The following is a 26264-nucleotide window of genomic DNA, read 5'->3' as shown; positions in this document are numbered from 1 at the left end:
CTTTTTTTAGAACATGCTTTATACGACTTATGTTCAAGCGAGGCCCCCTCTCTGTCACTTGCGAACCTTCAATTATGTCTACGTATCCAGTTCGGTGGGACTTGAATTTCGCGGATGACCTTGGCAGGAGAACCTCCGGCGAGCACATTGTCAGGAATATCGCGCGTTACAACACTTCCTGCAGCTATGACGGAATTCTGTCCAATAGTCACGCCCGGTAAGATCAGCACTCCACGCCCAATCCAGACATTATCCGAAATAACGATTTCTTTGCTATAGGATAGATCATTTACATCTACAGGGTGAAAGTTCGTATCCATCATATTGACCATGGGACCTATAATCGTATAACTGCCGATCCGAATCGATTTCGTACAGCCGATATCTAATCCATAATTAAAGAACACATGATCACCCACCCAGAGCTTAGCCTCCTTACTGACAGTAATTGAAGAAGGAAAAGGCTTGGCATGAAAGGAAACATTACCTCCAATGACGATTTTCCCTTTATTACTTACCCGCAGCTTCCCTGAAATCCGCCCTAGAAAGCCAACGGAATTGGCTTTGAATGGTAAGATACATGCTCCCTTAAGCACAGCCAATACCTTACCTAGACTAATTTGATTGAATGAAATACTCATGATATCAACCAACCATTTGTTGGATTCATCGGTTCTGCTAGTAACGATTGGTAGGTGTCTTCTACCTTGCGAGCAATCGTGACCATATTAAAGTCCTTCATGACATTCATATAGCCTTGGATAGATAGTTCCTGATAGTCAATGGTCTTGTCATATACACTATCAATTGTCTGATATAGCGCGTCGACATCCCCATCCTTCACGATAAAGCCTCCCTTAGTTTGATGAATGATTTCCGGGGCTCCACCAGAATCAGCAACAATAACAGGGGTTTGTACAAGTAGAGATTCAATAATCACTCTTCCAAACGGCTCATTTAGTGAGAAGTTAATTGTCAGATCGCATTCCTTCATAAGATCAAGGGGCTTCTTGCTGTATCCATAAAAGATAACGTGATGCTCCAGCCCATATTGCTTGACCTTCAGGACCATATCATTATAATAATCCTCCGAACCATCCACCGATGTATCTCCTACGATCAGCAATTTCCAGTTGTTCTTCTTATGATCAGCCAACTTCTTGACTGCTTCAATCACCAGATGATATCTCTTCCACTCTACGATCCGACCAAAGGTACCAATAACAAGAATATCATCCTCCATAAAGCTACGACTCCTCATCGTCAAAGCTAGTTCTGGATCGACTCCGTTATAAATAATTGTTTTATTCTTTCCTTCAATTGAGTTCGCAACAAAGTGCGAAATACAGATGATCTGATCAAAAAACCGAGGCAGTACACGATTGAACATCTTCAAATGCGTATAGTCCCGATGATGCCAAACTATTTTGCAATTCGTTAGAAATTTGAGTGGTGCGGTATACCACGGTGCCCTCCAACCATTGGCATGAATAATATCAATGTGATTTTTCTTCGCGAATCTCCTGATTTGGAATACGGTTTCGAGGTAACCGAGCCCTAATCTCTTCTTAATACTGTTCAAGCGAAGTGGAAAATGAGTATAGTTCGTTCTAATCTCACTTAAGAAGTCAGCATCCCTCGGACTTAATAAGAAAATCCGATGTTTTGACGTATCCAAGTAATTGATTAGATGGATCAGACTTTGTTCGGCGCCACCCTTTTTATCTGCATGGGTAATAAATAGGACGTTAATTTTATCCTTATTCATCACAGCACCTGCTCCAATTGAACATGGGTATTCAATGAATTTATGTAGCTTTTCAGTACCTCTTTATGGTTGTAATGTGTACGAATATAATGTTGTGACGACTCTAGCAAGTCTTTGGCTAATATAGGATTATCAAACATCTGCTTCACTCTGAAATAAAACTCCTCTGGGCTATCCGCAACCATAATGTGTTCATTATGAACAAGTCCAGTGCCCTCATAACCAATAGATGTTGAAATGACGGGCAAGCCGTTTTGAATCGCCTCGATCGTTTTTAATTTTACACCAGCACCATTTTGCATCGGATTCACGAACAGATACCCACTTTTATAAATATCGTCGAGACTCTCGGGCGTATCATGTACAACCACATTCGTCATATCAAAAGACTGTAGCCAATTTAAGCTTTGTTTCCTACTGTTTCCGGCCACAATAAATTTGTAATCCGGCTCCTGTAGCATCAATGGATGAACATGCTCAAGATACCACTCAATCGCTTCCCGGTTATTTGGCATGAACAGGGATCCGATAAATACAACATGCTTAGTTTGGAACGTACTTGCAAGGAAGGTTTCCTTCGTCACCGGTGGTGGTAAGAACAGGCTTTTGGCAGAAGGATGTCGTCTCTGAAATTCTTCAAACTCCTTATTAGAGATAAACAAATATTTATCTACTTTCTGCAGCATTTTTTTCTGCAATGTGCTGAACTTATAACTCTCCATGAGATAATACAGCTTATGAATTATATTCTTAGTGCTTCGAGCAAGCGCCTTGAAGTATATTGCCTCATCATTGTGAACCCGTAAAATGACGTTAGCATGTTTGATCAGTGGATTCTTTAGGATGGGATACACATAATCGCCTTCCAACAGCACATAATCATAATCCTCATCGATGTTCACGTGTTTCAGCTCTTTGCGCGACTGGGCTTGCATTGGGATGGAATGGAGCAGATCCGTAAGCTTGCTCCTCCTGTCACACAGCTTAATCTTCTCAACATAATGATATACTACCTCGATGTCTCCATGAGAGGGCAGTTGTTTACCGCAAACAACAAGATGTATCTTCCAGCCAAGCTCGGCTAACACCTTAATTCTTCCCCACGTATCAACCCGACCCCCATGATCAGCGGGATATGGGAAGTCACTACACACAACAAGTATCTTCATCTCGTAACCCCCCAGGTGTTGTTATAATTTAATTCTTTTTTTCCTAGAAAAAGACTAATAAATGCGAAAAGCAGCCATATCTCATATTTAATTTCAAGTGCCACAAAGAGCAACGAGAATAAGACGAATATAAGCGCTATGAATAAAATAATATTTCCCTTTACTTTAATAATCAGATCTTTAGCTAATAGATAGAAAAATACGACCGAGAAAATTCCGCCGAACATCACCCATTGGAAAAATCCCGATTTAACGCCCAAATTTTTATCCGAACCCGAATACTGCAACAATTCCCCTGTATTGATCTGGCTCATACCGAAAACATTGTAATAAAAACGGGACATCAGGTTGATCGCATCATCCATATATTGATCAAAGTACATTAAATATGCTCCTGTACCAACCCCTAATGGATGGTGAAAAACGGTAGTGATAGCAACAATAATCGTGCCCATCCGTGTATAAGATGACGTGTAATTCTCGATATCATTGCTAAATGAACTGATTAGTCCTGCTGAGAAATAAGTGATAAACAAATACATCGCCAAGATAACCCCAAGTAGAAGAAAAAAGTTTCTTTTCTTCCTGAAATCGAGGAATTTGATCATGGTCACCACTAGAGTTAATAGACTCACAATTAAAAATCCCTTTGATCCCGTAACGAATAAATAAAACAGAAAGAAACTAGCTACATAGAGACAAGACAACGTCTTTGCGAAGCCATTTAAATATCGGGATAAATAAATCATAATCGCAGAGTACACGACGACTATCGAACCCGTTGTACTACTTTCCGAAGTAAGTAGCCTCACCCTCCAATAAGGATTACTCTTGGAGTGCATAAAGGGAAGTGCATTCGGCATACTTACCAATTCAATAATCATAATGCCTAACAAGAGGGTGAATACGGCACAAAAACAACCATAAAGCAGCTTAAAACTGTTTATTTTTGAGAAGACGAGCTGCATATGCCGAATATAGAGCAGGATGACCAGAAAGTAGATTAATACCTTTATTGCCTTACCAAGAAGGTTCTCTGTTCCGAAGCTGTAGCTACCCTGCATGAATTGAACCAGAATATAGATCATGCTGATAAAGCTTAGATAGATAATGAAAGCTAATATATACTTCTGTAGCTTGGACACCGTCATAATCTTCTTATATTTCGAGAGCATCGCAATCTCGCAAAATATAAAGAGCGGAAACAGAACAATAATAGGTGATCGGCCTATTTCACCGATACTATTCACCAGTGGGAAATCCTGATAGAGTGTCAGTATCAGCAAGAAACTGAGATAAAGTCCCAAAAACATCTGCCCTTTGCCCGGTTGCCTCTGAACTACTTCTTCATTTGTCGTAGGATTGTTCTGTAAGCTCATATTCATCATCTTTCATCCCCGTGAATCTAGACATATTTGCCCACGGCCCCAGAGTACTGGTTTCTGCGGTTGCTCAAGGCAGTTTCGTACAATAACTCGATTTGTTGATTCATCTTATCCGCATGGAATTTCTCATTAAAAATTCTTTCTCCCGCTTCACCCATCACTTCTAGCTTGTCTTTGCTTAATTCCTCAATAATTCGAACTAACTCTTCCTTATGATCAAAATCGAAGATATAACCATTGACTCCATGCTGAATGATCTCGGGAAGTGCACCTCGGTTGCTTGCTATAACAGGCTTTTTATTCCGCAGCGCCTCAATTGCAACGATACCGAATCCTTCCCAACGAGACGGAACGATAACGGCGTCGCACGCTCTCATATAGCGGTCAATCTGCGAATTATCTACCCATCCAATCTTCACCGCATTGCTCGGAAATTTATAATCAAATTGTTTCAATACGGTATCACCTACTAAGTAGAGATTGATGTCTCCGAAATCATGCTCGTTAAACACCTCAAGCAGCAGATCAAACCCTTTTTGCCGGTCGAAACGCCCTACATATAGCAGGTTAATTTTGTCCTTCTGAACTTCAAACGGTAAAAAATCCGTAGAAGGAGCATCCGATACCCCGTTATATACGACTACTGATTTTTTGAAAGACAAGCCGTAATTCATCGACATCTGATACTCATGATTGGAGATATTGATGATGACGTCTGTACGGAACGACAACAGCTTCTCCACTGAAGCGAACACCCGCTTCTTCCAGGCCTTCGTGTCCATTAGAAAAGCCCAACCATGCGCACAATAAATCACAACGGGACGTTTCCTCTTAAAAAGAAACAACGTCCGCAGAAAGAAACCTGCGAACGTTCCATGGACATGCACGATATCGGGATTCACTTCGTTAATCATCTTATGAATCGACTTCATGGCTTCGAGAAAATATTTAGGATTTCTCTTATAAGGGTACAGATACAATCGATCTGGACTAATACGAAGGGTCTCCTGACTGGAGTTCTGCTGAGACGCTACGAGATAAATATCATGGTTGCTGGATTGATAGTTCAAGACCTCATTAAGATGAGTTTCAATTCCGCCTTTTGTAAACTCCGAAATATGAAGGATTCTTGCCATTCCCTTCCCTCCATTTCTAAGTTAAAATGCATCCTGAGATCCAAGCATGGCCTTCATCGTTCGAAATATAATTTTGATGTCGAACCAGATGCATCTCTTCGAAATATAAGTAATATCGAGCTCGACCATTTCTTTAAAGCTAAGATTATTTCTACCACTAACTTGCCAAAGTCCTGTGCAACCTGGTGTGACAGACAAACGTTTCTTCTCATAATTGGTATATTCAGCAACCTCTCTTGTTAGAGGGGGTCTCGGTCCTACCAAGGACATTTCGCCTCTTAGTACATTAATTAATTGTGGAAGCTCATCGATACTTGTCTTTCGAATAAGCCTGCCTACTTTCGTCACACGAGGGTCATCTCGCATCTTGAACATGGCCCCACTAATCTCATTTTTATCAAGTAGATCCTTCAGTTTGTCTTCAGCATTGGTATACATCGAACGAAGCTTGTACATTCGAAACAGCCGCTCATTCTTACCAACTCGAGTCTGATAGAAAAAGATAGGTCCTGATGGATCCTCAATTTTAATGAGAATTCCAATAAAAATGAACAATGGACTTAATAGAATGAGTCCTGCTAGTGAACCAATGATATCAATCGCTCGCTTGAGCACGGAATATATAGTGAGACTTTCTTGCTTAAAGCTTGTCATCAAATAATAATCTGAGAATCCTATTACTGCCTCATCCCGGTATGGTGAAGGTGTCATCTTAGATCACTCCTTAACTGCAAATAATTGTTTGCGAAGCTCAAGCTCCATAATTTCCTCAAGTCCTGCCATTAGTAAATGCTTAAGATCGTTATTTCGAAGAGCAAATTGAATATTCGTCATAATAAAGCCGATTTTCTCACCAACATCATAACGAGTACCTTGAAAGTCATAGGCGTAGACACCTTGATGTTCATTAAGCTTTTGAATAGCATCGGTAAGCTGAATCTCCCCACCAGCACCAAGCTCATGTCTTTCCAAATAATCAAAAATATCAGGTGTCAACACATAACGACCCATGATGGCTAGATTGGAAGGAGCTTGTCCTTTAGGCGGTTTCTCCACAAATCGATTCACTTTGTATAGATTATCTATTCGCTCACCTGGATCTACTATTCCGTATCGATCCGTTTGATCTACATCTACCGTTTGGACACCGATTACAGAACGTCCGGTAAGCTCATACTGCTGAATCAACTGCTTCGTACATGGAACTTCGGCTTCCACGATATCGTCTCCAAGGAGAACAGCGAACGGTTCGTTTCCAATAAAATTTCTGGCGCACCAGACGGCATGTCCAAGCCCTTTGGCCTCTTTCTGCCGAATATAATGGAGATTAACATGAGATGATTTCCTAACCTTCTCAAGGATGTCGAACTTACCTTTTTCCTCTAAAATGTGTTCGAGCTCAAATGCAATATCAAAATGATCTTCGATCGCACGTTTTCCTTTACCCGTTACCACGATGATGTCTTCCACACCTGATTCAATAGCTTCCTCCACGATATACTGGATGGTTGGCTTATCAACAATAGGAAGCATCTCTTTAGGCATCGCTTTTGTTGCCGGTAAAAATCGAGTGCCGAGTCCTGCGGCGGGGATAATGGCTTTGGTCACTTTTTTCATGTTTGATCCACCCTATCCTATTTTTTTATTCGCTTTGCACCCAGCTACTACTCCGAGTTAATAAACAAAAATACAAGGGCATTGAACCCTTCCTCACATTACACTCTTGACGACAAACGTCTAAGGTCTGGCTGACCCACAGCATAATCGAGTGCCTCCGGTGATAAAGGTGCAAGAGACATTACCTTCCCATTCCTAAATTCAGAACCTTGGGAGAATTACACTTAAGCTTCGTTTACATCTTCGTAATAGTAGGAATATGCATCCGAATTTTTGCGATTAATATTATTGAGTACTACTCCAATTAACTTGGCGTTCACATGCCCTAAAGAAGCTTTAGCTTTGAGTGCCTCGTCTTTCTTCACTCTTCCCGAGTCAATAACGAGTACAACACCATCGCTTTGCGTGGCTACAATTTGGGCATCTGTGACAGACAAGATCGGAGGTGTATCGATGATGATCACATCGAACATTTCCCTGGTTGTTGCAAGTAATGTTGCCATTTGCTTAGATGAAAGCAGTTCGGACGGGTTAGGCGGCGTAGGACCTGCATGAATGACTGACAGATTCTCCGTATTGGTATGCTGTATCACTTCGTGAAGATCTTTCTGTTTAAACAAAGCGCTTGTTAAGCCACTGCGGTTGGACTGCCCAAAGATGTGATGCTGCGATGGCTTTCTTAGATCGGCATCAATCAGCAGTACACGTTTATTGGCTTGAGCAAAAGCGACAGCCATATTGGCACTGGTGGTACTTTTTCCTTCATTTGGCTTGGATGAAGTCACCATGATGACTTGCAGGCTTTGATCTATGGTTGAGAACTCGATATTTGTCCGCAGTATCCGATAGCCTTCGGAGATCGGTGACTTTGGATTACTTTCCGTAATGAGGTTCCATTCAGGAATCAAACGAGACATGACTATCCCTCCCAGTTGCTGGCTTAAGTGGAGCTGTATTATCGCGCTTCAACTTATCCATTTCTTTGAATCTCGGTATGGAGGCCAGTACTGGAACTCCTAATAACATCTCGATATCCTCTTCGGTCTTGACCGTGTCATCCAAGTAATCCAGCAGGAATGATATACCTACCCCAAGCATTAAAGACAACATGAACGCCACAGCAATATTCAGTTTGGCATTAGGCGCAATCGGACCATGTATCTCTTTAGGATCGGCTTTGTCCAAAACAGAGACGTTGTCCACTTTCATGAGCTCAGGAATTGTTTTTTGAAAAACAACGGCAACGGCGTTTGCAATATTTGCAGCCTTTTCATAAGAAATATCGCGAACAGAAATGGACATAACCTGCGTTTCATTAACTGAGCTAACACTTACCTTCCCAATAAGCTCGCTGTAGGTCACTTCAAGATCTGGATAATCTTTAACTACAATTTTCATCATTCTTGGTGTCTTGATAATCTCTTTATAGGTTTTAATTAGCCCAATCGTAGAGTTAATGGACCCAACATCTATACTCGGAATCAGTGAACTGCTGTCCTTGTACTGGTTGACGATAAGCTTAGCGGATGCTTCATATTGCGGCGTGATGAAATATGAAGAGTAAATGCCAATAGATAAACAACTTACGGCCATAATTAGCACGATCAATAACAACCTTCGTTTGACGATTAACCAATATTGTTTGAGTTCCAAATTGTTTCCTCCATTACTAGTTACTTATGTCTTCCTTCCTCCATAACTCCAACGAAGTTCCCGTAATGAATATTTTATTAATATAGTTATTCAAAACGAGAACTATAGGGTAGGATTTATCCGCAGAAGTATAGAACTCTGCGGAAAATCATTCTTTATGAATCTACTATGATCTAAATTATTCAATTCGAGAACTCGAGGGTATGGTTGCTCCAATAATCATAATTAGAACCTATCCTGATGCTCGCTATGTAACCTGTGACACCTTGAATTCATAAACTCGTCAATCGTACCGCCATTCACGACATGCTCCATCATATCCACTGAACAAGCTTCAAATCCTAACTTCCTGAGTAATTGCGACAATACTTCCGACATGTCCACCGGTTCATCCCATGATCTATACCCGGAGAATACAAGCAGTTCAGATAAAGATTTAGTTTCTTCTAACCCATCTTGATTCGATAGAGAAGGATCTTCGGATAATACTTTCAAAAATTGCTTCAGCCTTCTTCGCCTCTGCTCGTCATTCGAAACATTCATCTTTCATATCCTCCATTCATCAAGTCTTACTTTCTTTTGAATAATGGAGCTTAACCTTCTCTGATGACTATTATGACATAATTGTAAACATTTCTTGAGAGAATAAAGACATGGTTAAGAGCTCCTAATTTATGTAGAACAGTAACATCACTTGTCTTGTTTAGGATAGTTAAATGGATTATTTTGTATTATGTAAACGCTTTATATGTTATTTTATACATTGTTATTATAAAACTGTCCCTATATCACTTTAGCAAGCTAAATTCCCTTGTAAAATAAAGGTTTTTGGACTGTTTCATGAACTGATGTAATTTGCGAATCGAGCTAAACTCCTGCTCAAACTAGGGACTATTGACCACGGTCCTATAAATACAGGACTATTAGTGAGGTATTTAGATGTTCAGAATGGGAAAATCCACTCACATTTTACATAAATAAACGTTTTGCTGGCCTAAATAATCAAAAAAAACCAAGTTTTTCCGCGAAAATCCGGTTCACTTGGTTCAAAACATATATCAATCCCGATGAAAGTAAGCCATTTCAGCAGGATCTATTTTTTATGGGCATAGTACTAATCAGGAATTCCCATAATTTTCGGGATAAATTTATAACTTCAGTAGCACAAATAATGGAACGAAAAATCCAATATCCTATTACTAATTAACCGTGTATACATATGGAGATGGTCCTATCCAAGGTTCTATGCATTACGAAAAATAGGACAATATACGTCGCAGTACGCTCTTTGACGAAACTGATGTAGGTGCACTGTTAAACGGTTTGTCCTCAACAATACACTGGGCATTATTTATGAAGTAATTATACCATTGCTCTCCCATACGTTCATTGATCACATCATACACCTCACGCAACCGAAAACCTCTGCGCTGTACATGATGGGCATCCGATGAAACAATATGAATGAGTCCACTACTACAAAGCAACCACGACATTTTCTCGATTTTTCTGCCAAATCCACCAAGCAAAGAATGGCTTGTAACCTGCGCAAACGCACCTCTTTGTATCAGTGCAGCCAATCTTTGAGGATTCTCTATCACTTCCGCATTACGTTCAGGATGGGCAATAATCGGTTTTAATTTCATGATTTTGAGTTCATGAATCAGCTCATCCATCTCCTTCGGTATATGGGAAGATGGCATCTCAATCAGCACATAATTAGAGTTAGCCAATGGAAGTAACTCCGCTCTTGACCAAGCTTCTAACAAATCGATATGTACACGAATTTCTTGTCCAGGTAATATCGTAACTGGCACACCTAAGGCAAGTAATTGTTCGTTAATGTAGCGTGTATGTTCTACAACTTCAACCGCCGAATTGAAATATCTCCCATTCGCATGGTGTGGTGTTGCGATAATGGTTGTAATCCCTTCCGAGACGGCAGCCCTCGCCATATCCAGGGTATCCTTCCAATGCTCCGCTCCATCATCGACACCAGGCAGTATATGCGTATGGATATCTATCATGTTGTTCTTCACTTCCTATTCATATATTGACTTGATATGTTTTTATTAAACTATCATACTCATTTATAAAAGTGCAATTTATACATAACATGAAAACAGAAAAACAAACCAAACCCAGAGCATACTCATCTGGGTTTGGTTTGCTTGTACATAGGAGCTAGATTCGCACTCTTTCGTGCTTGTTAAATACAAGTTTTCAGATACTTAAGATGGAAGTATAAGCCTCATGCACCGCGTCATATACTTTACGCGCCCGGACACTATCACCCACATTAACAATGTCTACTTTACCCTCAAGCGCCGAATATACCTCATTGTTAGGTCTAAATCCCATAGCAAGGACAACGTTATCACAAGGTATCTCTTGTTGGCCATTTTCATTCTCTACAGTCGCAAAACCTGTACCGATCTTCACCAATTTAGTACTTGGCATGGAAGTGATATTAGGGTGCTGCAACATTACTTGAAGCATCATCATATTTTGGATAAATAGCGGTTCCGGTAGTAGCTTATCCGACATCTCTACGATAGTTACTTTTTTACCTTTACGTGCATAATTAATCGCTGTTTCGCAGCCCACCAAACCACCGCCAATAACAACAATGGTATCACCAACAAGGCATAACTCGCGCAGTGCATCCGTAGCTACACATACGTTTTTGCCCATAATACCTTCAATAGAAGCCGGTCTTACAGGGATTCCTCCTGCAGCCCAGATCACCTTATCGGCTCCGTAGGCTAGAATCGATTCTTCCGTAGCTTAATGGACTGAATCAGCTACTCGGGTTGCGACAGTTCCAAAATCTTCAGTAGCCACCTCTACTTCTAATTCTACTTCATCAACATTAATCTTAAATATATTGATTCCTTGAAACAGTTTTTGTGAAATTTCATTAATTTCAATAGCTTCCTGGGCAATATCACGAACAGCGATGTCCTGCTGAGTACTAGAGGCGTTAACTTCCTGCACCCCTGCTGCAGTTTCTTCCGCAATGGCCGCAACACAATGAACGGATTCTGCAAGTCTAGTATTTTTCTTCCGAGTTATATTCACCTTGTCATGTATTTGTTCGATTTGTCTGCTGATCTCCCCAATAGATTGATCAATGGCTTCAAAAGATGAAAGAGTCTCCACTACTTTGTCGTCCTGCTCCTCCATATTCTCTTTCGTCTCTAGCATATATTTCTGTAAGTCCGCTATACTTGCTTGTAGTTCATTAACCATGGTATCGATATGAAGAGACGATTCTTTTGTCTGTAGTGATAATTTCCTGACTTCAGTAGCAATCACGGAGAATCCCTTGCCATAAGTACCCGCGAGTGCAGCTTCAATCGCAGCATTCAAGGACAGAACATTCGTTTGATTGGAGATATCCGTAATGGAATTGGTAATTTTGGAGATCTGTTTCGATTGCTCCGAAAGGCCCATTAAAGCTTCATAGACCTTCTCAATGGAATGCCTTGACTGTTCAGACACTTTCTGCAGAGAGGATACCGCCGCAGACCCCTTTTGAGTGTTGTGATTAGCCGTTTCACTAGTCAATACCATGATTTCAGTGTACTCCGTAATTTCATTGACACCTTGTTCCAATTCTTGAATCAGGACTGCACTTTGCTCAGATTGCTCAGCCTGTTGTTCCGCACCTGCTGAAATTTCCTGAATCGTCTTTACAATATCATGATTCGTGTTAGCGGTAATGGATGAGGATTGTTGAAAAGAATGCGAATAAACCGATAACGACGATGCAACGGAGTGTGTTTGCCGCAGCATATCTCGAACTCGCTCCACCATATGGTCGAAATGATGACTAAGAACCCCTAACTCATCATTATACGGTGAATTAATTCGATGCCGTAAGTCTCCTTCGGAAATTTTACGTAAAGCCGCTTGCAATTTATTAACAGGAGATAGGAAAGAGCGAATTAGCATAATGGCGATCGTAATCGTGAAAAGAAGCACAAGAATTGCCGCGTAAGTAACAATAGAGGTTGTTTCATTTAACAGATCAAAGGAATAAGCTTGCGCTTGTTGTGCATTCTTTGCTGCTGCTGTATACAATTGCTCATTGGTCTTCAACATATCTTGATTTAGCGCAAGTGCTTTTGTATGTATTTCATCAATGGTTTCCAAGACGACCAAAGGATCCAAATTGGGGTCTTCCATTGTAGAGATCAATTCATCAAAATACCCTATGTATTCCTCAACTTGATGTTTTAAAAGTTGTAAATTCTTATTGGCTTCTGTATTTGCAGCAAAAGTTACCGCCGCTATTTCATCAACAAACTGCTTTTGCTTCTCCTTAAATGGATCGACTAACTCCAGATCACTTGATTCGGCAAAAGAGGTTTCTTCTCTATTCAACTCTTGTAACAGTTGAGTCATTTTAGCGACGCTTATTCTCTTCTCCATCTCCACTTTTTGCGTTTCCATTGATAATTGTACTAGATTAATCTTATGACTTTGATATAGAGCCACTCCCAAAAAGATGATAGTGACAACAGAAAAGCTTATGATCAATTTCCACTTCATTGAATAGTGCAAGACGCTCTTCTTCAACTTGTATCATCCCCTCTTTTACAATACCAAGATACTAGGTCTTTCTTACTAATATCTTGATTGTAAAAGTCGGATATTAATTACTTCGCACGATCGTGTAAACGAAGTGTAAATTATATCGCAACAAAGTGTGAACTCTGCACTCAGAATCTCATTATAGTGTTTTTTTGAAATAAACCATGAAGGTACAAAACAATATCAAGAACACTCCTAAAACCCCCAACAATGTAAAGAAAATAATTTCATTAAAGAACCCTGCTATAACAGTGGACAAAGCCAATAAAATCAACATCCCCACAGTCGTAAATACAGATCCTTTATACACTATTAACTGCCCACGCTCATCATTTTCTTCGATGTATAGCTTTTTCAGCGCTTCATCACTTTTCATGCTCGCTAGGAATTTCACTATACAAAATATAAATACTAAAATTAGACCAATAAATACTCCTGATTGAAATCCGAGAATAAAATCGGAAATCTCAGGTAATCTGCTTCTGTTAGAAAGTAGTACAATATTGATTCCACAAGTTAGAAACATGCCCAATGTTAGATAAATAATTCTTAAACGTACTTTTTCTTTATACTTCTCCATCTTATATTCCCTCCATTTCACTAAAATCAAAAACATCCTCAATGGTCAATTCAAAATATTTAGCGATCTTATACGCCAAGACTAGTGATGCAGTATATTTCTCAACCTCCAGTGAAGTAATGGTCTGGCGGGTCACCCCTACTGCGAGTGCAAGTTCTTCCTGAGAAAGCTTATGTTGTTTGCGTAATTCCTGAATTCTAGTTTTCAAAATCACCCCTCCTAAATGCAATGTTTACTTTGCATATTTAGAATAGTCTACTTTGCATTAATTGTAAAGCAGACTTTGCAAAAATACTTTTGAGTCCCCTTTAAAGCATAAAAAATAGCATTACCTTTGCGTTGGTAATGCCGTCCTTATAAATTGACTATTTTTCTTATACGCCTATTTCTCTCGCCATAACCACGAGCTTGTTGATTGTATTCCAGTTACGAACTGTCGCCGGTACATTCAATTTATGTAGATTGCTGGTTAACTTAGAATTGCGCACACTATTTGCAAACAATAGGTATACTTCTCGGCCGGAGATACGATATTTTTCGTTATCGTTAGCGTACACATCCAACCGCTGGGCTGCTTCTTTTACCGGTTCTTCCGTTAGTAGTGCAACATAGAGACTCTCCCCCACAGCAGATGATTCTGCTTCCGCCACCTCTTCATCCGAAAATGGACAATTCTCGATAATCCGTTCCAACTGCTCTACTGTTCTCAAAGTAACAATGACTGGGAAACCAAACACAGCTTCGATCTCATGCTCAATTCGTTGACGAAGTTGTGACTCCTCCTCGTTCGATTGGAACAGGACATTGCCGCTTTGTATGTACGTCTTTACTTGATTCAAGCCCATCGTTTCAAACATCTCTTTCAATCGGGCCATTTTAATCATATTCTTACCGCCTACGTTAATACCTCGCAAGAGAGCGACATATGTAGCCATCTTAAATCCCCCACTTTTCAAATTTTGTTCTTGCTGTCTTGATCCAGCTTTCTAATTGTTCCTTTGTGACTTCTCTAGGATTGTCGATGAGACCCGCCAGGTACATTACGTCGCTGTTTCCCGTCTCATATAATTCTAATGCTAATCCATGATTTTTCTCAACTTTTTGTTATTCCTGTATTTCTTTGCACATTGCCGAATGTACTTGGATACATAACTATTTGGACAGTCAAAAGCTTTGCATACCTAAGAGGCTAGAAAGTCCTTGCCAAAACCAGGAATCTCCTGTTTACGCAGTGCGAATGCGTACCGCGATGAGAACTTGTGTGAGCGGACACTGAGTCCGTTATTTGCTGAAAATACCCTTGTTTTGTGATCTGTGCGGACACTGGTTCCTCTATTCGCTCAAATATCTCTGATTATGATGTATTTGGGACGAATAACGGATCTCAGGTCCGCAAAACTTACAAAAAGGCCTGAAAAGGACAAAATAGCGGATCCTATCGGTTCAACCCCCTAAATTTGGACACTTTCCACATCATTCTTAAGAAATCTCATCATAGCGCAATTTTTTGTGGGGGAATCAACCCCATGGTCATCAAACGTAAGTATTCCTTGGGTGGCCAATCCTTGAGACTGCCATGGATCCGTTCCGTATTGTAGTACCGAATGAATCGATCTACTTCTGCAAAGGCTTCTTCGTAATTTTCAAAACAATTGCGTTGGTAACATTCTCGCTCTATGATGCTGTGATACGACTCAATAAACGCGTTTTTGTTTGGTGTTTGGTTGGGGATCCGTTCGTGCTCTATGCCAGTTTGTTCGCAAAAAGTATAGAAAGCTTTACTAATAAACTGTGGCCCATTATCGGTCCGTATGACCAACTTGTGTTCTTGTTCGTGTATTCGCCGCTTTAGAAGCGCCTTCTGTACCGTACGTAAGATGTCCTGCGTGCTGCAAACCTTTCCGCGATGATGGGCGACAATGTTCCGATCAAACACGTCAATAATGCTTGCCAGGTAGAAATGCTGACGTTTACCGGCTACGTAACCGTACTTAATGTCCATCTGCCATAACTGGTTAGGTCCATCCACAACTCGGTTATTTGCAAGCCTTTTGGGTACAGGATTTGTCAGTTCACGCTGCGGATGAAGGATGCCCATTTCTTTGCATAAACGGTATACTTTCTTTTTGTTAATGATTAATTTATATTTTCGCCGCAACAACGTAGTTAGCTTTCGGTAGCCGAACGCTGAATTTGGCCCTTGGATAAGGCGTCTGAGGTACCCTCTAATACGAGCATCTACCACCTGTTTTCCATCCTTGTCAAATGAGTAACCCGGAATAGGCCGGCCGCTACTGACAGGTTGTTGGTGTTCAGGATGTTGCAGACGATAGTAGTAGGTTGAACGAGGGATTCCACACAGACGTAGTACTCTTTGAATAGGATATCCCTGTTCAATCCAGTGTGTTGCTACTTCCAATCGGGATACTTTTTTTTTACCAAGTCACGAAGGATGTTGTTTTCGAGTTCTTTTTCTCCCAACAGCTTCATGGCACTGTCATATTTCTTCTGCAAATCTTCGTAACTGGCTGCATTCTGTTTCAGTTTCTCGGCATCGATTTGCTTCTTTTTCATAAGGTCGTCCACCTCATCCTGATATTGGCGGACCCAGTTGCTTAACGTTTTAGGAGACATTCCGTGCTTCCGGGCTACCATCTCTACTCGGTAACCGGCAAGCACTTCAACCACTAGCTCCTTCTTCGTTTCAACAGGGCACCTGAATCGTCTTTTCATCGATTTACTCCTTACTCATTTTAGTGTATATGAGGTGGATTGGAGTGTCCAATTGGATTAGGGGGCTATATAGCTATGTCCTCTCACCTTGAATCTTTGCTTACGGATTCGACTTAACGGCACATTTCAGTCTCACATCTCTTAGTATCTTGGTTTCTAGTTCGGTACGGTTCCCCATCTACTCAATTCTTTGTTCCCACATTCCAGTAAGTTAAAATTTATATCATTCAAAAATTTAATGATGTTCATTTCTCTGTTTTTTAATTACACTTAATTTATAGAAAAGTTGTCTGCTAAACAGATGGAGGTATATCATGTATTTGTTTGTCGTCAATAAGAACTCTGGGAACGGAAGAGGTCTCCGTGTCTGGACAAAAATAAGTAAGATACTTGATAAGCGTAACATTCTTTATCAGCATATATTCACTGAATCTGCCGATCAAGCTCATACTCTTCTAATAGAGAAACTGTCTGATCCTATTACCTGGAAAGCAGTGGGTGTTGTTGGGGGCGATGGAACGATCAATAGTCTGTTACCGGCATTACGTGATTCTGGCGTTCCCTTAGCTGTTTTCCCTTCTGGTTCTGGAAACGATACAGCTCGGGGGTTTCATATTCCGATGAAGACCAGCGCCGCACTAGAAGTTATGCTGGGCGGCCTGCCTAAAGCCGCCGATTTAATCTCTATTTCTGGGCAAAGCGCCCTCACCGCGCTTGCGGTTGGATTTGATGCGGAAGTCGCCCACAACGTGAACAATAGCTTATATAAGAAAATTTGCAATGCTTTTGGCTTAGGAAGACTGGCTTATGTGATCGGAGTTTTCCATACCCTTATAACTTTTCGCCCTGCCCCATTAACTGTGGAATGCGACGGTGTGACACATACCTACTCGTCTGCCTGGCTGACCGCAGTCAACAACGTTATTAGTTACGGAGGAGGTCTTGCAATCTGTCCCCAAGCAATTACAGACGATGGTTTTCTGGATATCTGTATCGTTCACGATTGCTCAAGAATTCAACTTCTGATGCTATTTCCGACCTTACTCTATGGTGGGCATACCAGGCTTCCGTTCGTCACGATGCTACGTGGAAAGAATATTTCCGTGCACAGCAGTCTACCCCGCATGGCTCTTGGAGACGGCGAACACCTCACCTCTACACCATTAACTGCCGCTGCTGACCCAGGTGTTATGCAGGTCATGTGCCCACATCCCGGATAAATGCAATTATAACTTATTACACACAAAGAACTCTGGAGAAAGACTCATTCTCCAGAGTTCCTTTTTGTTATAACTAGCACATTGATCTTATTGAAGCTGTCCCGGTGCTTCTTCGGACTGAGAAAGTGCTCCAACATCCGGGAAGATACTAGTCTCATGAGGCCGCTCGGGGAGAGTAACTTGTGGAAAGTAAGCCTTAAGAAGTTCCTCCAAGTCCCCTCTAGTTATGTGCTTAGCATAAGGTTGAAGCTCAATGCCAAGTTCTCCATTATTCTCGATGGTTCCTGACTTTACTTCCTCTAAACTGTGTATTCCTACCATACGCATTCTCTTCTCTATATCGTTTGTTGTCATTCGCAGGCGTTTCATGTTCTCCGGTAGATATTTCCCATCAGCGATGACGGGTATAGCCCTTCCTTTCAGAATCCGCTCAGCACGATTCCAATTCAACGAGACCCATTCGATAGCCCCTAAGAATGCGAGAAAGATACCTGTCGCCAGAATAGAGTGTCCTACTCCGTTTCCAGCAAGGTCTGAACCTAATACAGAACCTATGATCAGCACCATAGCGATCTGAGGCGTTGTCATTTGCGAAATAGATTTACGACCGCCAATTCTTAACAAAAGGGTGCCTGCACTTGCGATTAGAATGGCATCCCAAATCAATGTCGACCACTTCATAAATCCTCCTAATAAGCTGTCTTTTTAAGGATGTTTTCGGGCTCCCCATAATCTAAGATCGATATCCACTTGAATATCACGCTCATTAAGCGATTCTGCGGTTACCGACTTTCCTTCTTTCTGTAGCTTGTTCCAAAGCTTGGGATTCTTCTGATATAAACCAAGTGATAGTTGATAGGGGTCACCGTGTTGTGGTGTAGTTTTACGAAAAGTTCTTATCAGCTCTTTTTTAAAGACATCCCTTGTCACTTTTTTGAATTCCTCGATGGGTACTTCCTTATATAAATTAACTACTTTGCCTATGACTTTTATTTTCAACCGATATTTCACTCCATCATTTGTAGGCTCAAACCCAATAACAGAACGAGGTGATACCAGTCTTACAAGCCCTACGGGATCATCCATAGGTCCCACAAGAATGGTAGCCCGAGTAGCGGGACCCTTTAACCAACGAATTCCTAGTACATCTTCAAGCTTCAACCACCCTTTGTTCTCATTATCTTTCAACATAAAGGCACCATTAATCTCAAGAATCGGATGTTCCTTCATCCCTTCCGTCCAGTTAGAAGTAGTTATGGCGAGGGAGGGAAGGACAACCGTGGCTGCCTTTTCTCGGTAATGGACAAGAAAATCAACATACTGCAACGGATGTATGAAGGAATTCTGAGAGTAGTTTAGCATTGGTGCGTGCAGTAAGGTGCGAAGTGGAGACATCCCAACGAAAGGAGTACTTGTAAAAAGTTCTTCAATATTTTCCTTAGTGCCGTATACCCACTTCGTATAACTAATATCCTCAGTTCGGTTTGATTTATCAATCACATCTCTTATTCGTTCATGCGCCAACATGGATTCCGATAACACAAGTGCCGTTACCTGACTTCAGGATAATTTCTGCTGACTGGTCGTATAGAGTTCCCTAGTTGCTTCAGCCAAAGTTTTCCCTCTTCCCTTACCCACCCAAATGGGTGGCTGAGATGATGGGATACTACCTTCTGGACCTGAGAGACTTTCATAATCAAGCATTTGAGCATAGATGTAATATTCGCCATCTTGAAAGTCAATACCAAATGCCGACAGATAGTTGATCTCCTGAACCTCACCATTATCCCAACAACCCGATAGAAAAAAGGTTAACGAGGACATAAGGATAACTACATATTTGACCCTTGTCATAATTCCCCACCCTTCTTCCGCAATCCTGGAATGCGCATGAAGTTTCGAAGCAACCTCTGAGGAGCGAAGGGGGAAAACGGAGCCAGAAAAGGTTCTTGGCATTCGGCTCCCAGCTTCACGGAGTAAGGAGAGGATAAAAAGGATAACAAACATTTCAACAGATAGAGAAAACGGAAGACTACTCCGTGTACTACCTATTGTAGCAAGCAGTGGAAACGGGATTTGATCCTGATGATAGGAGATTAAGGAGGTATAGAATCCTGGGAGAAGGATGGAGAGCATAATAGCAACCAACCGCAGCATTCTCCATGGAAAAACGAAATAAAATGGCAAATGTGGATCCTCTGCCGCAAACAACAGCTGCATTAAGTTAGAGGGTGCGATTAACACGACAGGGCTACCGTCGAGGATCATAATCAGCCGTCCCCTTAATAAAGCATCATTTACGAAATCAGGTCTACCACTGTAATCGAATATGGGAATAAAGAGAATCTATAAGGTGAAATATGCTCCGTCAATTCCCCAATACCTACCGGTGCATCTCCAGTATAGCTCTTCAGTCTAAATCCTTGAGATACTGGTAGTTTCCCCCCACTTGCCAATTGAATCCCTCCGCCCTATATCACTAAGCTTTAACTTGTACCGACGGATTCCAAATTATGCATATTCTGAATTATTAACTTCAAATTTGAGTATGCAAAAGATCCGTTAAACACTTATAACTAGTGTTTAACGGATCTATAGGACCTAGTACTATTCGATAATACCTGTTCGAATAACTTTTATGGTAACTTGGCCATTGATCGTGGACTGAGGAAACATTTCCTCCCACTTTTCTTCAACGACCTCTGAATTTCCCACACGACTACGATATATTTCACCAAATCCTACACAATCCGAATTCACTTTACGAAGTTTATCGAGGAACTGCTGTAATTGTTTGCTTAATTCAATCATTAATTGATGCTCTAGCGCATTAATGGCACCGGATTCAGTAAAATTATAACGCTGAGATACTTCTTGAATGTCAATATCGATATCAACAACCGTATTAAACTTAATATCCTTTTTATCAACAAGCTTAATCTTACCTTTACTCTTTGTAACATTAAATACAACCTTCACTGTATCCGTATCTTGTAGCAAATATCGATCCATGCCACTCTCCTGCATATCTTTTTTCTTGATATTAAGTTCGTATAGATAGGGTGTGTCGGTGCCTTTAAGCGTCTTAAGGAAAAAACCCTCATTCGGTGTAGCTTCACCTACTATTTGATCTCTATGTATTAAAGCGAGACTCGACAGAATGACCTCTTCTTCCTCCTTTTTTATTAAAGGTATGGCTAGATCTATTCGATTAATCCCCCTTGAACGTGTAAAGTCATGCAGAGTCATGGACGGAACCCAATTCATCTTGGTATTGTGCTCCAATAAACTGTTAAGAGAGGTCGCTATATTGGAGTACTCCTCATATTTGTGTTTAAGCAATTCTCCAGGAGAACCATCTACAATCGCGATATTAATCATATCCCCAAAGAAAGGGTCCCGGCTTAAGACTTCGATTTCATTTAACATCTTAAAGCGAAACATGTCACGATCTAACAAAATTACCCGTGTTTGCCCGGCAGCGACTGTATAAGGAAGCATTTGATTCATCTTTCTACGTGCACCTTTACTTGTCTCTGCTTCTACAGATATCGTATGGCTTGATTCTTGTGCTTCAGGTTCAGCTTCTATAAATGTACCCGTCACTTGAAACGTTCTATCTTCTTTCGCATCATACGCGAGTGCCACTAAGATGGATTGACGCTCAAGGATACTCGTACTCTGACAGGCACTAAGAACACCTAAGAGAACTAGAACAGCACACAACCGCAATCCTCTCATGATGTCCCTCCTTTGCTGTCAGGTCGCTTTCGTCCTCGAAATTTGAATACAATCGTAACGATCCCACTTAAGAAAATGGGGTAAATTAAAGAAAATACAACATTTCCGGACCCTAACCATTTATTGATTTGTTCGATGGCCGTATGACCATGAATAGCTATTGTTATCCCACTTGCCAAAGCGATCACGATGAGTAGCATCACCTTCTGATTCAAATTCCACATGCGCTTAAAGCCTCTAGTAACAGCCCAGGTGTTTATCAAAATACCTGTGAGTACCATTAACATCCATACCGAAATCACAACGAACTCCAATCTTTCCAAAAACGGATATTTCACAATTTTTAACATGTTAATGGATGGCCAGATCGAGCGAAGCATCTGATCGGACGAGAAATACACAATAGAGAGTGTCATTATTATAAGATACACCATATTTGCAAATAAAAGGGCTAGTTGCGAATACCTCATGGTACGTTCCTTATTGACGATATAAGGATAGATAAATAGGATGATTTCAAATCCGGCTAAGGTGAAACTCATCCTAATTGCACCGTCGATAATATCCATGACGCCACTTTCCATGATCGGAAGCAACTGTGTCCATATCGCATACTTCAAGGAAGAATAAAACAAGAACACTGTAAATAAGATCACAACAAATCCGAGCATACACATCCCAATAATGACACGAATACCACCAAATCCTGCATAAATAGTTAGAATTGATAGTAGTGACACAATCAACCAAGTAGGAATATCAGGAAATATCCACGCTTGAATGACATCAATGTAGTTTCTCATGATAACAATGGTAATGCATAGATAATACAACATATAGATACAGTTAAATAAGGTTCCTATTACCTTGCCAAACAGGTCATAATGGATTCCATATAAATCTGCTGATTCATACCTACTAAGCGCACGAACAATCAGCCACATAACAAAGTGTGTAAACAGAGCAGCCAATATGACCGATATCCATGCATCGTGTTTGGAAACTTGATAAATATATCGTTCAAAACTAAATATCCCTACTCCAATTTGCACATTACAAATTACAAAGAAAAGGAGATAGGCATGAATCTGAGTATTTTCAGGGGGATTGCTGAGAACTTTCATCGCTCCACCTCGCGTTCATTCTTCATCATTAGATTTGAACCATTTAGTCATTCGTGACTTTCCGCCTTTAGTATTACTTCTTGTTAAATCAGTTTTATACTGAAACGGAGAAGATTCTGTGATAAGCATCATATTGATAAGCTCTTTCCTGTTAGGCGGATAAAAGGGATATATGTACGGCTTTCCATAGCTAGTCATTCGAAGCAAGTGAATGAATAGAAACGCGGAGAAGAAGGTGATCCCAAGAAGTCCCAAGAAGCCTGCCACAATAAGCATAGGAAAACGTATAAATCGAATGGACGAGCTCATCATATAATTAGGCGTCGTAAACGAACCAAGGGCTGCAAGTGCAACCAGCATAATTAATATGTTACTTGTGAAACCAGCTTGTACAGCCGCCTGTCCTATAACAATACCTCCTACGATGCCCATCGTTTGTCCAACTTTCGTAGGAAGGCGAGCCCCAGCCTCTCTCAGTAGTTCAATAGAGACTTCCATGACTAGAGCTTCCATTAACGGAGGAAATGGAATTCGTGAACGAGACGTAATGAGCGGCTCAAGTAGTGGCATCGGAATCATTTCATAATGGAAGGTTAATGCAGCCACGTATAATGGTGTCAAGAATATCGATATGATAAGCGCTAAAGCCCGTAAGGAACGGTTAAACATACCGAGTCCCCACGAAGAGTATCGATCTTCTACGGATTGGAAGAAATCAACGAATGTATTCGGTCCAATGATTACCTGTGAGTTACCTTCCACCATGACGACAACCTTGCCTTCTAATATTGCCTGAGCTGCACGGTCAGGACGTTCCGATAAACTCATCTCAGGAAACAATGAATATTTATTATCAGTGAGAATCTTCAGGAACAAGGGACTTCCGATTAAACCTTTGTATTTTTGTTTATTTATTCGTTTACGGATTAGTTCAACAAATGGATTCTTCTCCTTCTCATCTAGATAAAGTAAACTGGCTAATGTATGGGGTTCTGCAGCAAGCTGTACTTCCTCTTGAATGAGTTTTTCGCTTGTAATATACGAACGGAGTAGCGCAATGTTCTTCTCCATCGATTCAGTAAAAGCAATCATCGGTCCATAAATAGTCGATTCTGTATCTGCATTTGAGGGCGCTCGCGAAGGAATATTCGCTAAATTGACTAATAGCCCCCCGTCTTTACCCTTGAGCAGCACAAGGGCAAATCCACTTAACAACTTTTCAATAGCGTCCGAAAGCTGATCAAATGGCTTACAGTCACCAATCGGAATCATTTCCGATAGTTTCTCTAACGAATCGCATTGATCATTCCCTACTAACGGAGCTAACAGATTTAAGTTTAACTGAGCATTATCAACCATACCGGTCATATAAGCAACAACGATATTTCCACCTAGAGACTTAATGACTAAGCCTTCACTTCCATGTATTATGGTTTTGAGTTGATTCTCTATCTGCTCACTAAAAGCTGACATGAATATCCCACTTTCATTTTTAATCGGATATATCTCAAGGTTGTACTAATGTTCCCCAATTTTGGTATATGGATAATATGTCCTCGAAATTGGGATTCAATGCAATACTTCGTGACCTATGCATGCGTAATAAAAAAGAAAAAGGACCCTTACACTAGTGTAAAGGTCTCTACATTCTCATACATCGGTGAAACATTCAAATGGGTGCGCATAAGGGAAAAATGATCTACTACCCATTCTAATCCGACAGGAGCGGGAGTAATAGCTTCGAGTAATAATTCTTCGCCCTCTTTAAATCGCCGGGCAAGTGTAATATGTGGAGAATAGGGGCGGTCTTCAGGAATGAATCCTAGGGTGCCCGTTTCTTGTATTACTGACAAGTGTAAAGACTGTAAACCGTTAAGATCTCCAGAGACTCCAGCCCATAAAACGCGGGGAGTCTTCGATGAGCCAAAGAAGCCGATTCCATTTAAAGCTAATGGAAATGGTGTTCCTTTAATATTCTTCAAAGCAGCCATTAAAGCATCTAACTTGATCACCGAAATTTCACCAAGAAACTGTAATGTAATATGGTAATCTTGAGGGTGCGTCCACTTGCGAAAGAGAAGTTTATCTATATTTATAATCCTCCAACGCTTTAATTCCTCTGTAATATGATCTGGAACAGGTATGGCTACGAATACTCGTGCCGACTGATTGTTACTACCACTTGGTCCCATCCCTATCACCTCTCCTTGTTAATTATTAGTTTCCTTACTATCCGCTAAACATTCAACCAAATCATCTGGGAAATTGTTACATGACATTTTCTTTGTTTTAGGTTAGGATTATGTCGATTAACCACAACCGTGATCTTATACTAAATTAAGGGGTGCCTATCTTTGAAATCATTCAAGTACATATTACTACTATTCACTACCATCATCACTTTATCTTCTACCTTAATCCCTTCACCAGCATCTGCTTCCGGATTTCGCGATGTTGATGCAAGTAAGTATGAGTGGGCAATGGAATCCATCGACTTTATGATCGATCATCAAATTGTGAACGGATTTCCAGATGGCTCCTTCAAACCTAAGCAAGCTTTGACCAAAGCCGAATTTACAGTGATGATTCACCGGCTTTTTCCACAATTGCGAGCAACGGAACCACAAAGCATTCAAGGTGTTTCTCCTAATCACTGGGCCCACCAAGAGTTCTCGGATTTGTACAGTGATATTGGAATCTACGCCGCGGATCAGCAAAACTTCAATAATGAGACCTACACATATTCCCCCGACAAGAAAATGACGCGGTGGGATGTGCTGATCGTGCTTAACGCATTGTTTGAAGATCTTGGAGGGCGAACAGAACCCACTCAAGGGCAACTTCTGTCTAACTTGAATTACATAAAAGACGTACAAATGAAAAAGTTCGCATCCTATGATCAATATGACGCCTGGAAAAATGCCTACTCCCCTCTAACTCCAATCATTGGAACGGTTGGGACGGATAACGTTATTTCTCAAGATCTAGAATGGCTTAAGGCAAATGCCTTATATACTTTTCAGACTCAAGGGATCATGACAGCCGATAATCAGGGTAACTTCCACCCGTTACAACAAGTCACTCGTGCCGAAATCGTCACCATATTGCACCGTTTGTACCTGATCGCCGGAGAGAACTATGCACCTACACCACCTGTAACTGATCCTATCCCCGGTGGAACCAAACATTTCATTTATGGTTCTGGAGAATCAACAGGATCGGGTCATAATCTGTTTTATAATGACGAGAGCATCGATTTTACCATTGTACTCAATAATTCCTTAGTCGAAGGAGAGCCTATCAAGAAGGTGGTTGTTCGCGTTGAATCACAGCAAATACTCGATGTGTATGTCACGGTCAACAACGAGAAGACACTTTATACTTATGAACAGCTCACTGACCCAATAAATCCGGTTCGTATATCGGTAGAAGGCCTTCCGTACATCATGGTTGAATCAAAAACTCGGTTCCCGGAACAACTCACCGAAAACGGTGACAATGATGCTATGGTATTTGTAGAGTCTTAAGAATTAAGGCTA

General features: G+C 40.9%; 26 protein-coding genes and 1 pseudogene. 2 read left to right on the top strand and 25 right to left on the bottom strand.

The features are described 5' to 3' along the window. Nucleotides 1-68: 68 nt before the first annotated feature. From NST85_RS10170 to NST85_RS10085, 18 genes are all read right to left on the bottom strand, one after another. Nucleotides 69-641 (bottom strand): DapH/DapD/GlmU-related protein, encoded by a 573-nt coding sequence (locus NST85_RS10170; RefSeq protein WP_127194727.1) that lies wholly within the window; start codon nt 639-641, stop codon nt 69-71. After that, nucleotides 638-1768, bottom strand: coding sequence for a glycosyltransferase (locus NST85_RS10165; RefSeq protein WP_341189212.1), 1131 nt, complete (start codon nt 1766-1768; stop codon nt 638-640). Before NST85_RS10165 ends, NST85_RS10170 begins: the two co-directional genes overlap by 4 nt. Further along, nucleotides 1768-2937: a glycosyltransferase family 4 protein gene (locus NST85_RS10160; protein ID WP_127194729.1), complete on the bottom strand. Its 1170-nt coding sequence runs from the start codon at nt 2935-2937 to the stop codon at nt 1768-1770. The genes NST85_RS10165 and NST85_RS10160 overlap by 1 nt, the downstream gene beginning before the upstream one ends. Further along, nucleotides 2934-4325, bottom strand: a complete 1392-nt coding sequence (locus NST85_RS10155; RefSeq protein ID WP_341189211.1) for a hypothetical protein — start codon at nt 4323-4325, stop codon at nt 2934-2936. Before NST85_RS10155 ends, NST85_RS10160 begins: the two co-directional genes overlap by 4 nt. 17 nt (nt 4326-4342) lie before the next feature. Continuing rightward, nucleotides 4343-5458 (bottom strand): glycosyltransferase family 4 protein, encoded by a 1116-nt coding sequence (locus tag NST85_RS10150; protein WP_341189210.1) that lies wholly within the window; start codon nt 5456-5458, stop codon nt 4343-4345. A 21-nt stretch (nt 5459-5479) separates the two neighbouring features. Continuing rightward, a complete protein-coding gene (locus NST85_RS10145; protein WP_127194732.1) occupies nt 5480-6169 on the bottom strand; it encodes a sugar transferase in 690 nt (229 codons plus the stop codon). Between the two features lie 6 nt (nt 6170-6175). After that, nucleotides 6176-7075, bottom strand: coding sequence for a UTP--glucose-1-phosphate uridylyltransferase GalU (galU, locus tag NST85_RS10140; RefSeq protein ID WP_341189209.1), 900 nt, complete (start codon nt 7073-7075; stop codon nt 6176-6178). Between the two features lie 224 nt (nt 7076-7299). Beyond that, nucleotides 7300-7992, bottom strand: a complete 693-nt coding sequence (locus NST85_RS10135; protein ID WP_341189208.1) for a CpsD/CapB family tyrosine-protein kinase — start codon at nt 7990-7992, stop codon at nt 7300-7302. After that, nucleotides 7973-8728 (bottom strand): YveK family protein, encoded by a 756-nt coding sequence (locus NST85_RS10130; protein WP_127194735.1) that lies wholly within the window; start codon nt 8726-8728, stop codon nt 7973-7975. Before NST85_RS10130 ends, NST85_RS10135 begins: the two co-directional genes overlap by 20 nt. Before the next feature lie 225 nt (nt 8729-8953). Continuing rightward, on the bottom strand, nt 8954-9271 hold the full coding sequence (locus NST85_RS10125) for a hypothetical protein (RefSeq protein WP_341189207.1): 318 nt from the start codon (nt 9269-9271) through the stop codon (nt 8954-8956). Nucleotides 9272-9978: 707 nt separating this feature from the next. After that, nucleotides 9979-10755 (bottom strand): tyrosine-protein phosphatase, encoded by a 777-nt coding sequence (locus NST85_RS10120; protein ID WP_341189206.1) that lies wholly within the window; start codon nt 10753-10755, stop codon nt 9979-9981. Between the two features lie 196 nt (nt 10756-10951). Further along, nucleotides 10952-11500 carry an NAD(P)/FAD-dependent oxidoreductase gene (locus tag NST85_RS10115; protein ID WP_341191095.1) on the bottom strand — a complete coding sequence of 183 codons (549 nt, stop codon included), beginning with the start codon at nt 11498-11500 and terminating at the stop codon, nt 10952-10954. A gap of 15 nt (nt 11501-11515) precedes the next feature. Next, nucleotides 11516-13285: a methyl-accepting chemotaxis protein gene (locus tag NST85_RS10110; protein ID WP_341189205.1), complete on the bottom strand. Its 1770-nt coding sequence runs from the start codon at nt 13283-13285 to the stop codon at nt 11516-11518. Nucleotides 13286-13466: 181 nt separating this feature from the next. Further along, the gene (locus NST85_RS10105) at nt 13467-13907 is read right to left on the bottom strand and encodes a hypothetical protein (protein ID WP_341189204.1); all 441 of its coding nucleotides are present in this window, start codon (nt 13905-13907) and stop codon (nt 13467-13469) included. 1 nt (nt 13908) lies between these two features. Beyond that, entirely contained in the window at nt 13909-14115 is a 207-nt protein-coding gene (locus tag NST85_RS10100) for a helix-turn-helix transcriptional regulator (protein ID WP_341189203.1), read from the bottom strand. Between the two features lie 166 nt (nt 14116-14281). Then, complete coding sequence (locus tag NST85_RS10095; protein WP_341189202.1) at nt 14282-14842, bottom strand: DUF1697 domain-containing protein; 561 nt, start codon at nt 14840-14842, stop codon at nt 14282-14284. Between the two features lie 557 nt (nt 14843-15399). Beyond that, complete coding sequence (locus NST85_RS10090; protein WP_127195315.1) at nt 15400-16326, bottom strand: IS3 family transposase; 927 nt, start codon at nt 16324-16326, stop codon at nt 15400-15402. Beyond that, nucleotides 16317-16640 (bottom strand): transposase, encoded by a 324-nt coding sequence (locus tag NST85_RS10085; RefSeq protein WP_127195314.1) that lies wholly within the window; start codon nt 16638-16640, stop codon nt 16317-16319. Before NST85_RS10085 ends, NST85_RS10090 begins: the two co-directional genes overlap by 10 nt. 314 nt (nt 16641-16954) lie before the next feature. On the opposite strand from NST85_RS10085, the gene NST85_RS10080 reads away from it, so the two are divergent. Continuing rightward, on the top strand, nt 16955-17860 hold the full coding sequence (locus NST85_RS10080; RefSeq protein WP_341189201.1) for a diacylglycerol/lipid kinase family protein: 906 nt from the start codon (nt 16955-16957) through the stop codon (nt 17858-17860). 87 nt (nt 17861-17947) lie between these two features. On the opposite strand, the gene NST85_RS10075 is transcribed toward NST85_RS10080, so the two are convergent. The 7 genes and pseudogenes from NST85_RS10075 to thpR form a co-directional block, all read right to left on the bottom strand. After that, entirely contained in the window at nt 17948-18541 is a 594-nt protein-coding gene (locus NST85_RS10075) for a DUF421 domain-containing protein (RefSeq protein ID WP_341189200.1), read from the bottom strand. Nucleotides 18542-18565: 24 nt separating this feature from the next. Then, nucleotides 18566-20191, bottom strand: a pseudogene (locus tag NST85_RS29285) (Ger(x)C family spore germination protein). Next, nucleotides 20158-20316 carry a hypothetical protein gene (locus NST85_RS10060; protein WP_246054423.1) on the bottom strand — a complete coding sequence of 53 codons (159 nt, stop codon included), beginning with the start codon at nt 20314-20316 and terminating at the stop codon, nt 20158-20160. Before NST85_RS10060 ends, NST85_RS29285 begins: the two are co-directional and overlap by 34 nt. A 151-nt stretch (nt 20317-20467) precedes the next feature. Further along, nucleotides 20468-21601 carry a Ger(x)C family spore germination protein gene (locus tag NST85_RS10055; protein WP_127194747.1) on the bottom strand — a complete coding sequence of 378 codons (1134 nt, stop codon included), beginning with the start codon at nt 21599-21601 and terminating at the stop codon, nt 20468-20470. Next, nucleotides 21598-22725 (bottom strand): GerAB/ArcD/ProY family transporter, encoded by a 1128-nt coding sequence (locus NST85_RS10050; RefSeq protein WP_341189199.1) that lies wholly within the window; start codon nt 22723-22725, stop codon nt 21598-21600. The genes NST85_RS10055 and NST85_RS10050 overlap by 4 nt, the downstream gene beginning before the upstream one ends. A 15-nt stretch (nt 22726-22740) precedes the next feature. After that, nucleotides 22741-24198 carry a spore germination protein gene (locus NST85_RS10045; protein WP_341189198.1) on the bottom strand — a complete coding sequence of 486 codons (1458 nt, stop codon included), beginning with the start codon at nt 24196-24198 and terminating at the stop codon, nt 22741-22743. A gap of 149 nt (nt 24199-24347) precedes the next feature. Continuing rightward, entirely contained in the window at nt 24348-24917 is a 570-nt protein-coding gene (gene thpR, locus NST85_RS10040; protein ID WP_341189197.1) for an RNA 2',3'-cyclic phosphodiesterase, read from the bottom strand. A gap of 162 nt (nt 24918-25079) precedes the next feature. On the opposite strand from thpR, the gene NST85_RS10035 reads away from it, so the two are divergent. Then, on the top strand, nt 25080-26252 hold the full coding sequence (locus NST85_RS10035; protein ID WP_341189196.1) for an S-layer homology domain-containing protein: 1173 nt from the start codon (nt 25080-25082) through the stop codon (nt 26250-26252). The last annotated feature ends 12 nt before the right edge of the window (nt 26253-26264 follow it).

Source organism: Paenibacillus sp. FSL K6-2524 (genome assembly GCF_038005525.1).
Classification (GTDB): domain Bacteria; phylum Bacillota; class Bacilli; order Paenibacillales; family Paenibacillaceae; genus Fontibacillus; species Fontibacillus anaericanus.
This window is presented reverse-complemented; position numbering and strand designations above follow the sequence as displayed.

Coding starts and splice junctions, on each gene's coding strand:
- NST85_RS10145 (WP_127194732.1), bottom strand. CDS start 6,169: ATGACACCTTCACCATACCGGGATGAGGCAGTAATAGGATTCTCAGAT.
- NST85_RS10160 (WP_127194729.1), bottom strand. CDS start 2,937: ATGAAGATACTTGTTGTGTGTAGTGACTTCCCATATCCCGCTGATCAT.
- thpR (WP_341189197.1), bottom strand. CDS start 24,917: ATGGGACCAAGTGGTAGTAACAATCAGTCGGCACGAGTATTCGTAGCC.
- NST85_RS10055 (WP_127194747.1), bottom strand. CDS start 21,601: ATGAGAGGATTGCGGTTGTGTGCTGTTCTAGTTCTCTTAGGTGTTCTT.
- NST85_RS10155 (WP_341189211.1), bottom strand. CDS start 4,325: ATGATGAATATGAGCTTACAGAACAATCCTACGACAAATGAAGAAGTA.
- NST85_RS10170 (WP_127194727.1), bottom strand. CDS start 641: ATGAGTATTTCATTCAATCAAATTAGTCTAGGTAAGGTATTGGCTGTG.
- galU (WP_341189209.1), bottom strand. CDS start 7,075: ATGAAAAAAGTGACCAAAGCCATTATCCCCGCCGCAGGACTCGGCACT.
- NST85_RS10080 (WP_341189201.1), top strand. CDS start 16,955: ATGTATTTGTTTGTCGTCAATAAGAACTCTGGGAACGGAAGAGGTCTC.
- NST85_RS10120 (WP_341189206.1), bottom strand. CDS start 10,755: ATGATAGATATCCATACGCATATACTGCCTGGTGTCGATGATGGAGCG.
- NST85_RS10075 (WP_341189200.1), bottom strand. CDS start 18,541: ATGAAGTGGTCGACATTGATTTGGGATGCCATTCTAATCGCAAGTGCA.
- NST85_RS10085 (WP_127195314.1), bottom strand. CDS start 16,640: ATGAAAAGACGATTCAGGTGCCCTGTTGAAACGAAGAAGGAGCTAGTG.
- NST85_RS10050 (WP_341189199.1), bottom strand. CDS start 22,725: ATGAAAGTTCTCAGCAATCCCCCTGAAAATACTCAGATTCATGCCTAT.
- NST85_RS10105 (WP_341189204.1), bottom strand. CDS start 13,907: ATGGAGAAGTATAAAGAAAAAGTACGTTTAAGAATTATTTATCTAACA.
- NST85_RS10095 (WP_341189202.1), bottom strand. CDS start 14,842: ATGGCTACATATGTCGCTCTCTTGCGAGGTATTAACGTAGGCGGTAAG.
- NST85_RS10045 (WP_341189198.1), bottom strand. CDS start 24,198: ATGTCAGCTTTTAGTGAGCAGATAGAGAATCAACTCAAAACCATAATA.
- NST85_RS10110 (WP_341189205.1), bottom strand. CDS start 13,285: ATGAAGTGGAAATTGATCATAAGCTTTTCTGTTGTCACTATCATCTTT.
- NST85_RS10165 (WP_341189212.1), bottom strand. CDS start 1,768: ATGAATAAGGATAAAATTAACGTCCTATTTATTACCCATGCAGATAAA.
- NST85_RS10135 (WP_341189208.1), bottom strand. CDS start 7,992: ATGTCTCGTTTGATTCCTGAATGGAACCTCATTACGGAAAGTAATCCA.
- NST85_RS10125 (WP_341189207.1), bottom strand. CDS start 9,271: ATGAATGTTTCGAATGACGAGCAGAGGCGAAGAAGGCTGAAGCAATTT.
- NST85_RS10150 (WP_341189210.1), bottom strand. CDS start 5,458: ATGGCAAGAATCCTTCATATTTCGGAGTTTACAAAAGGCGGAATTGAA.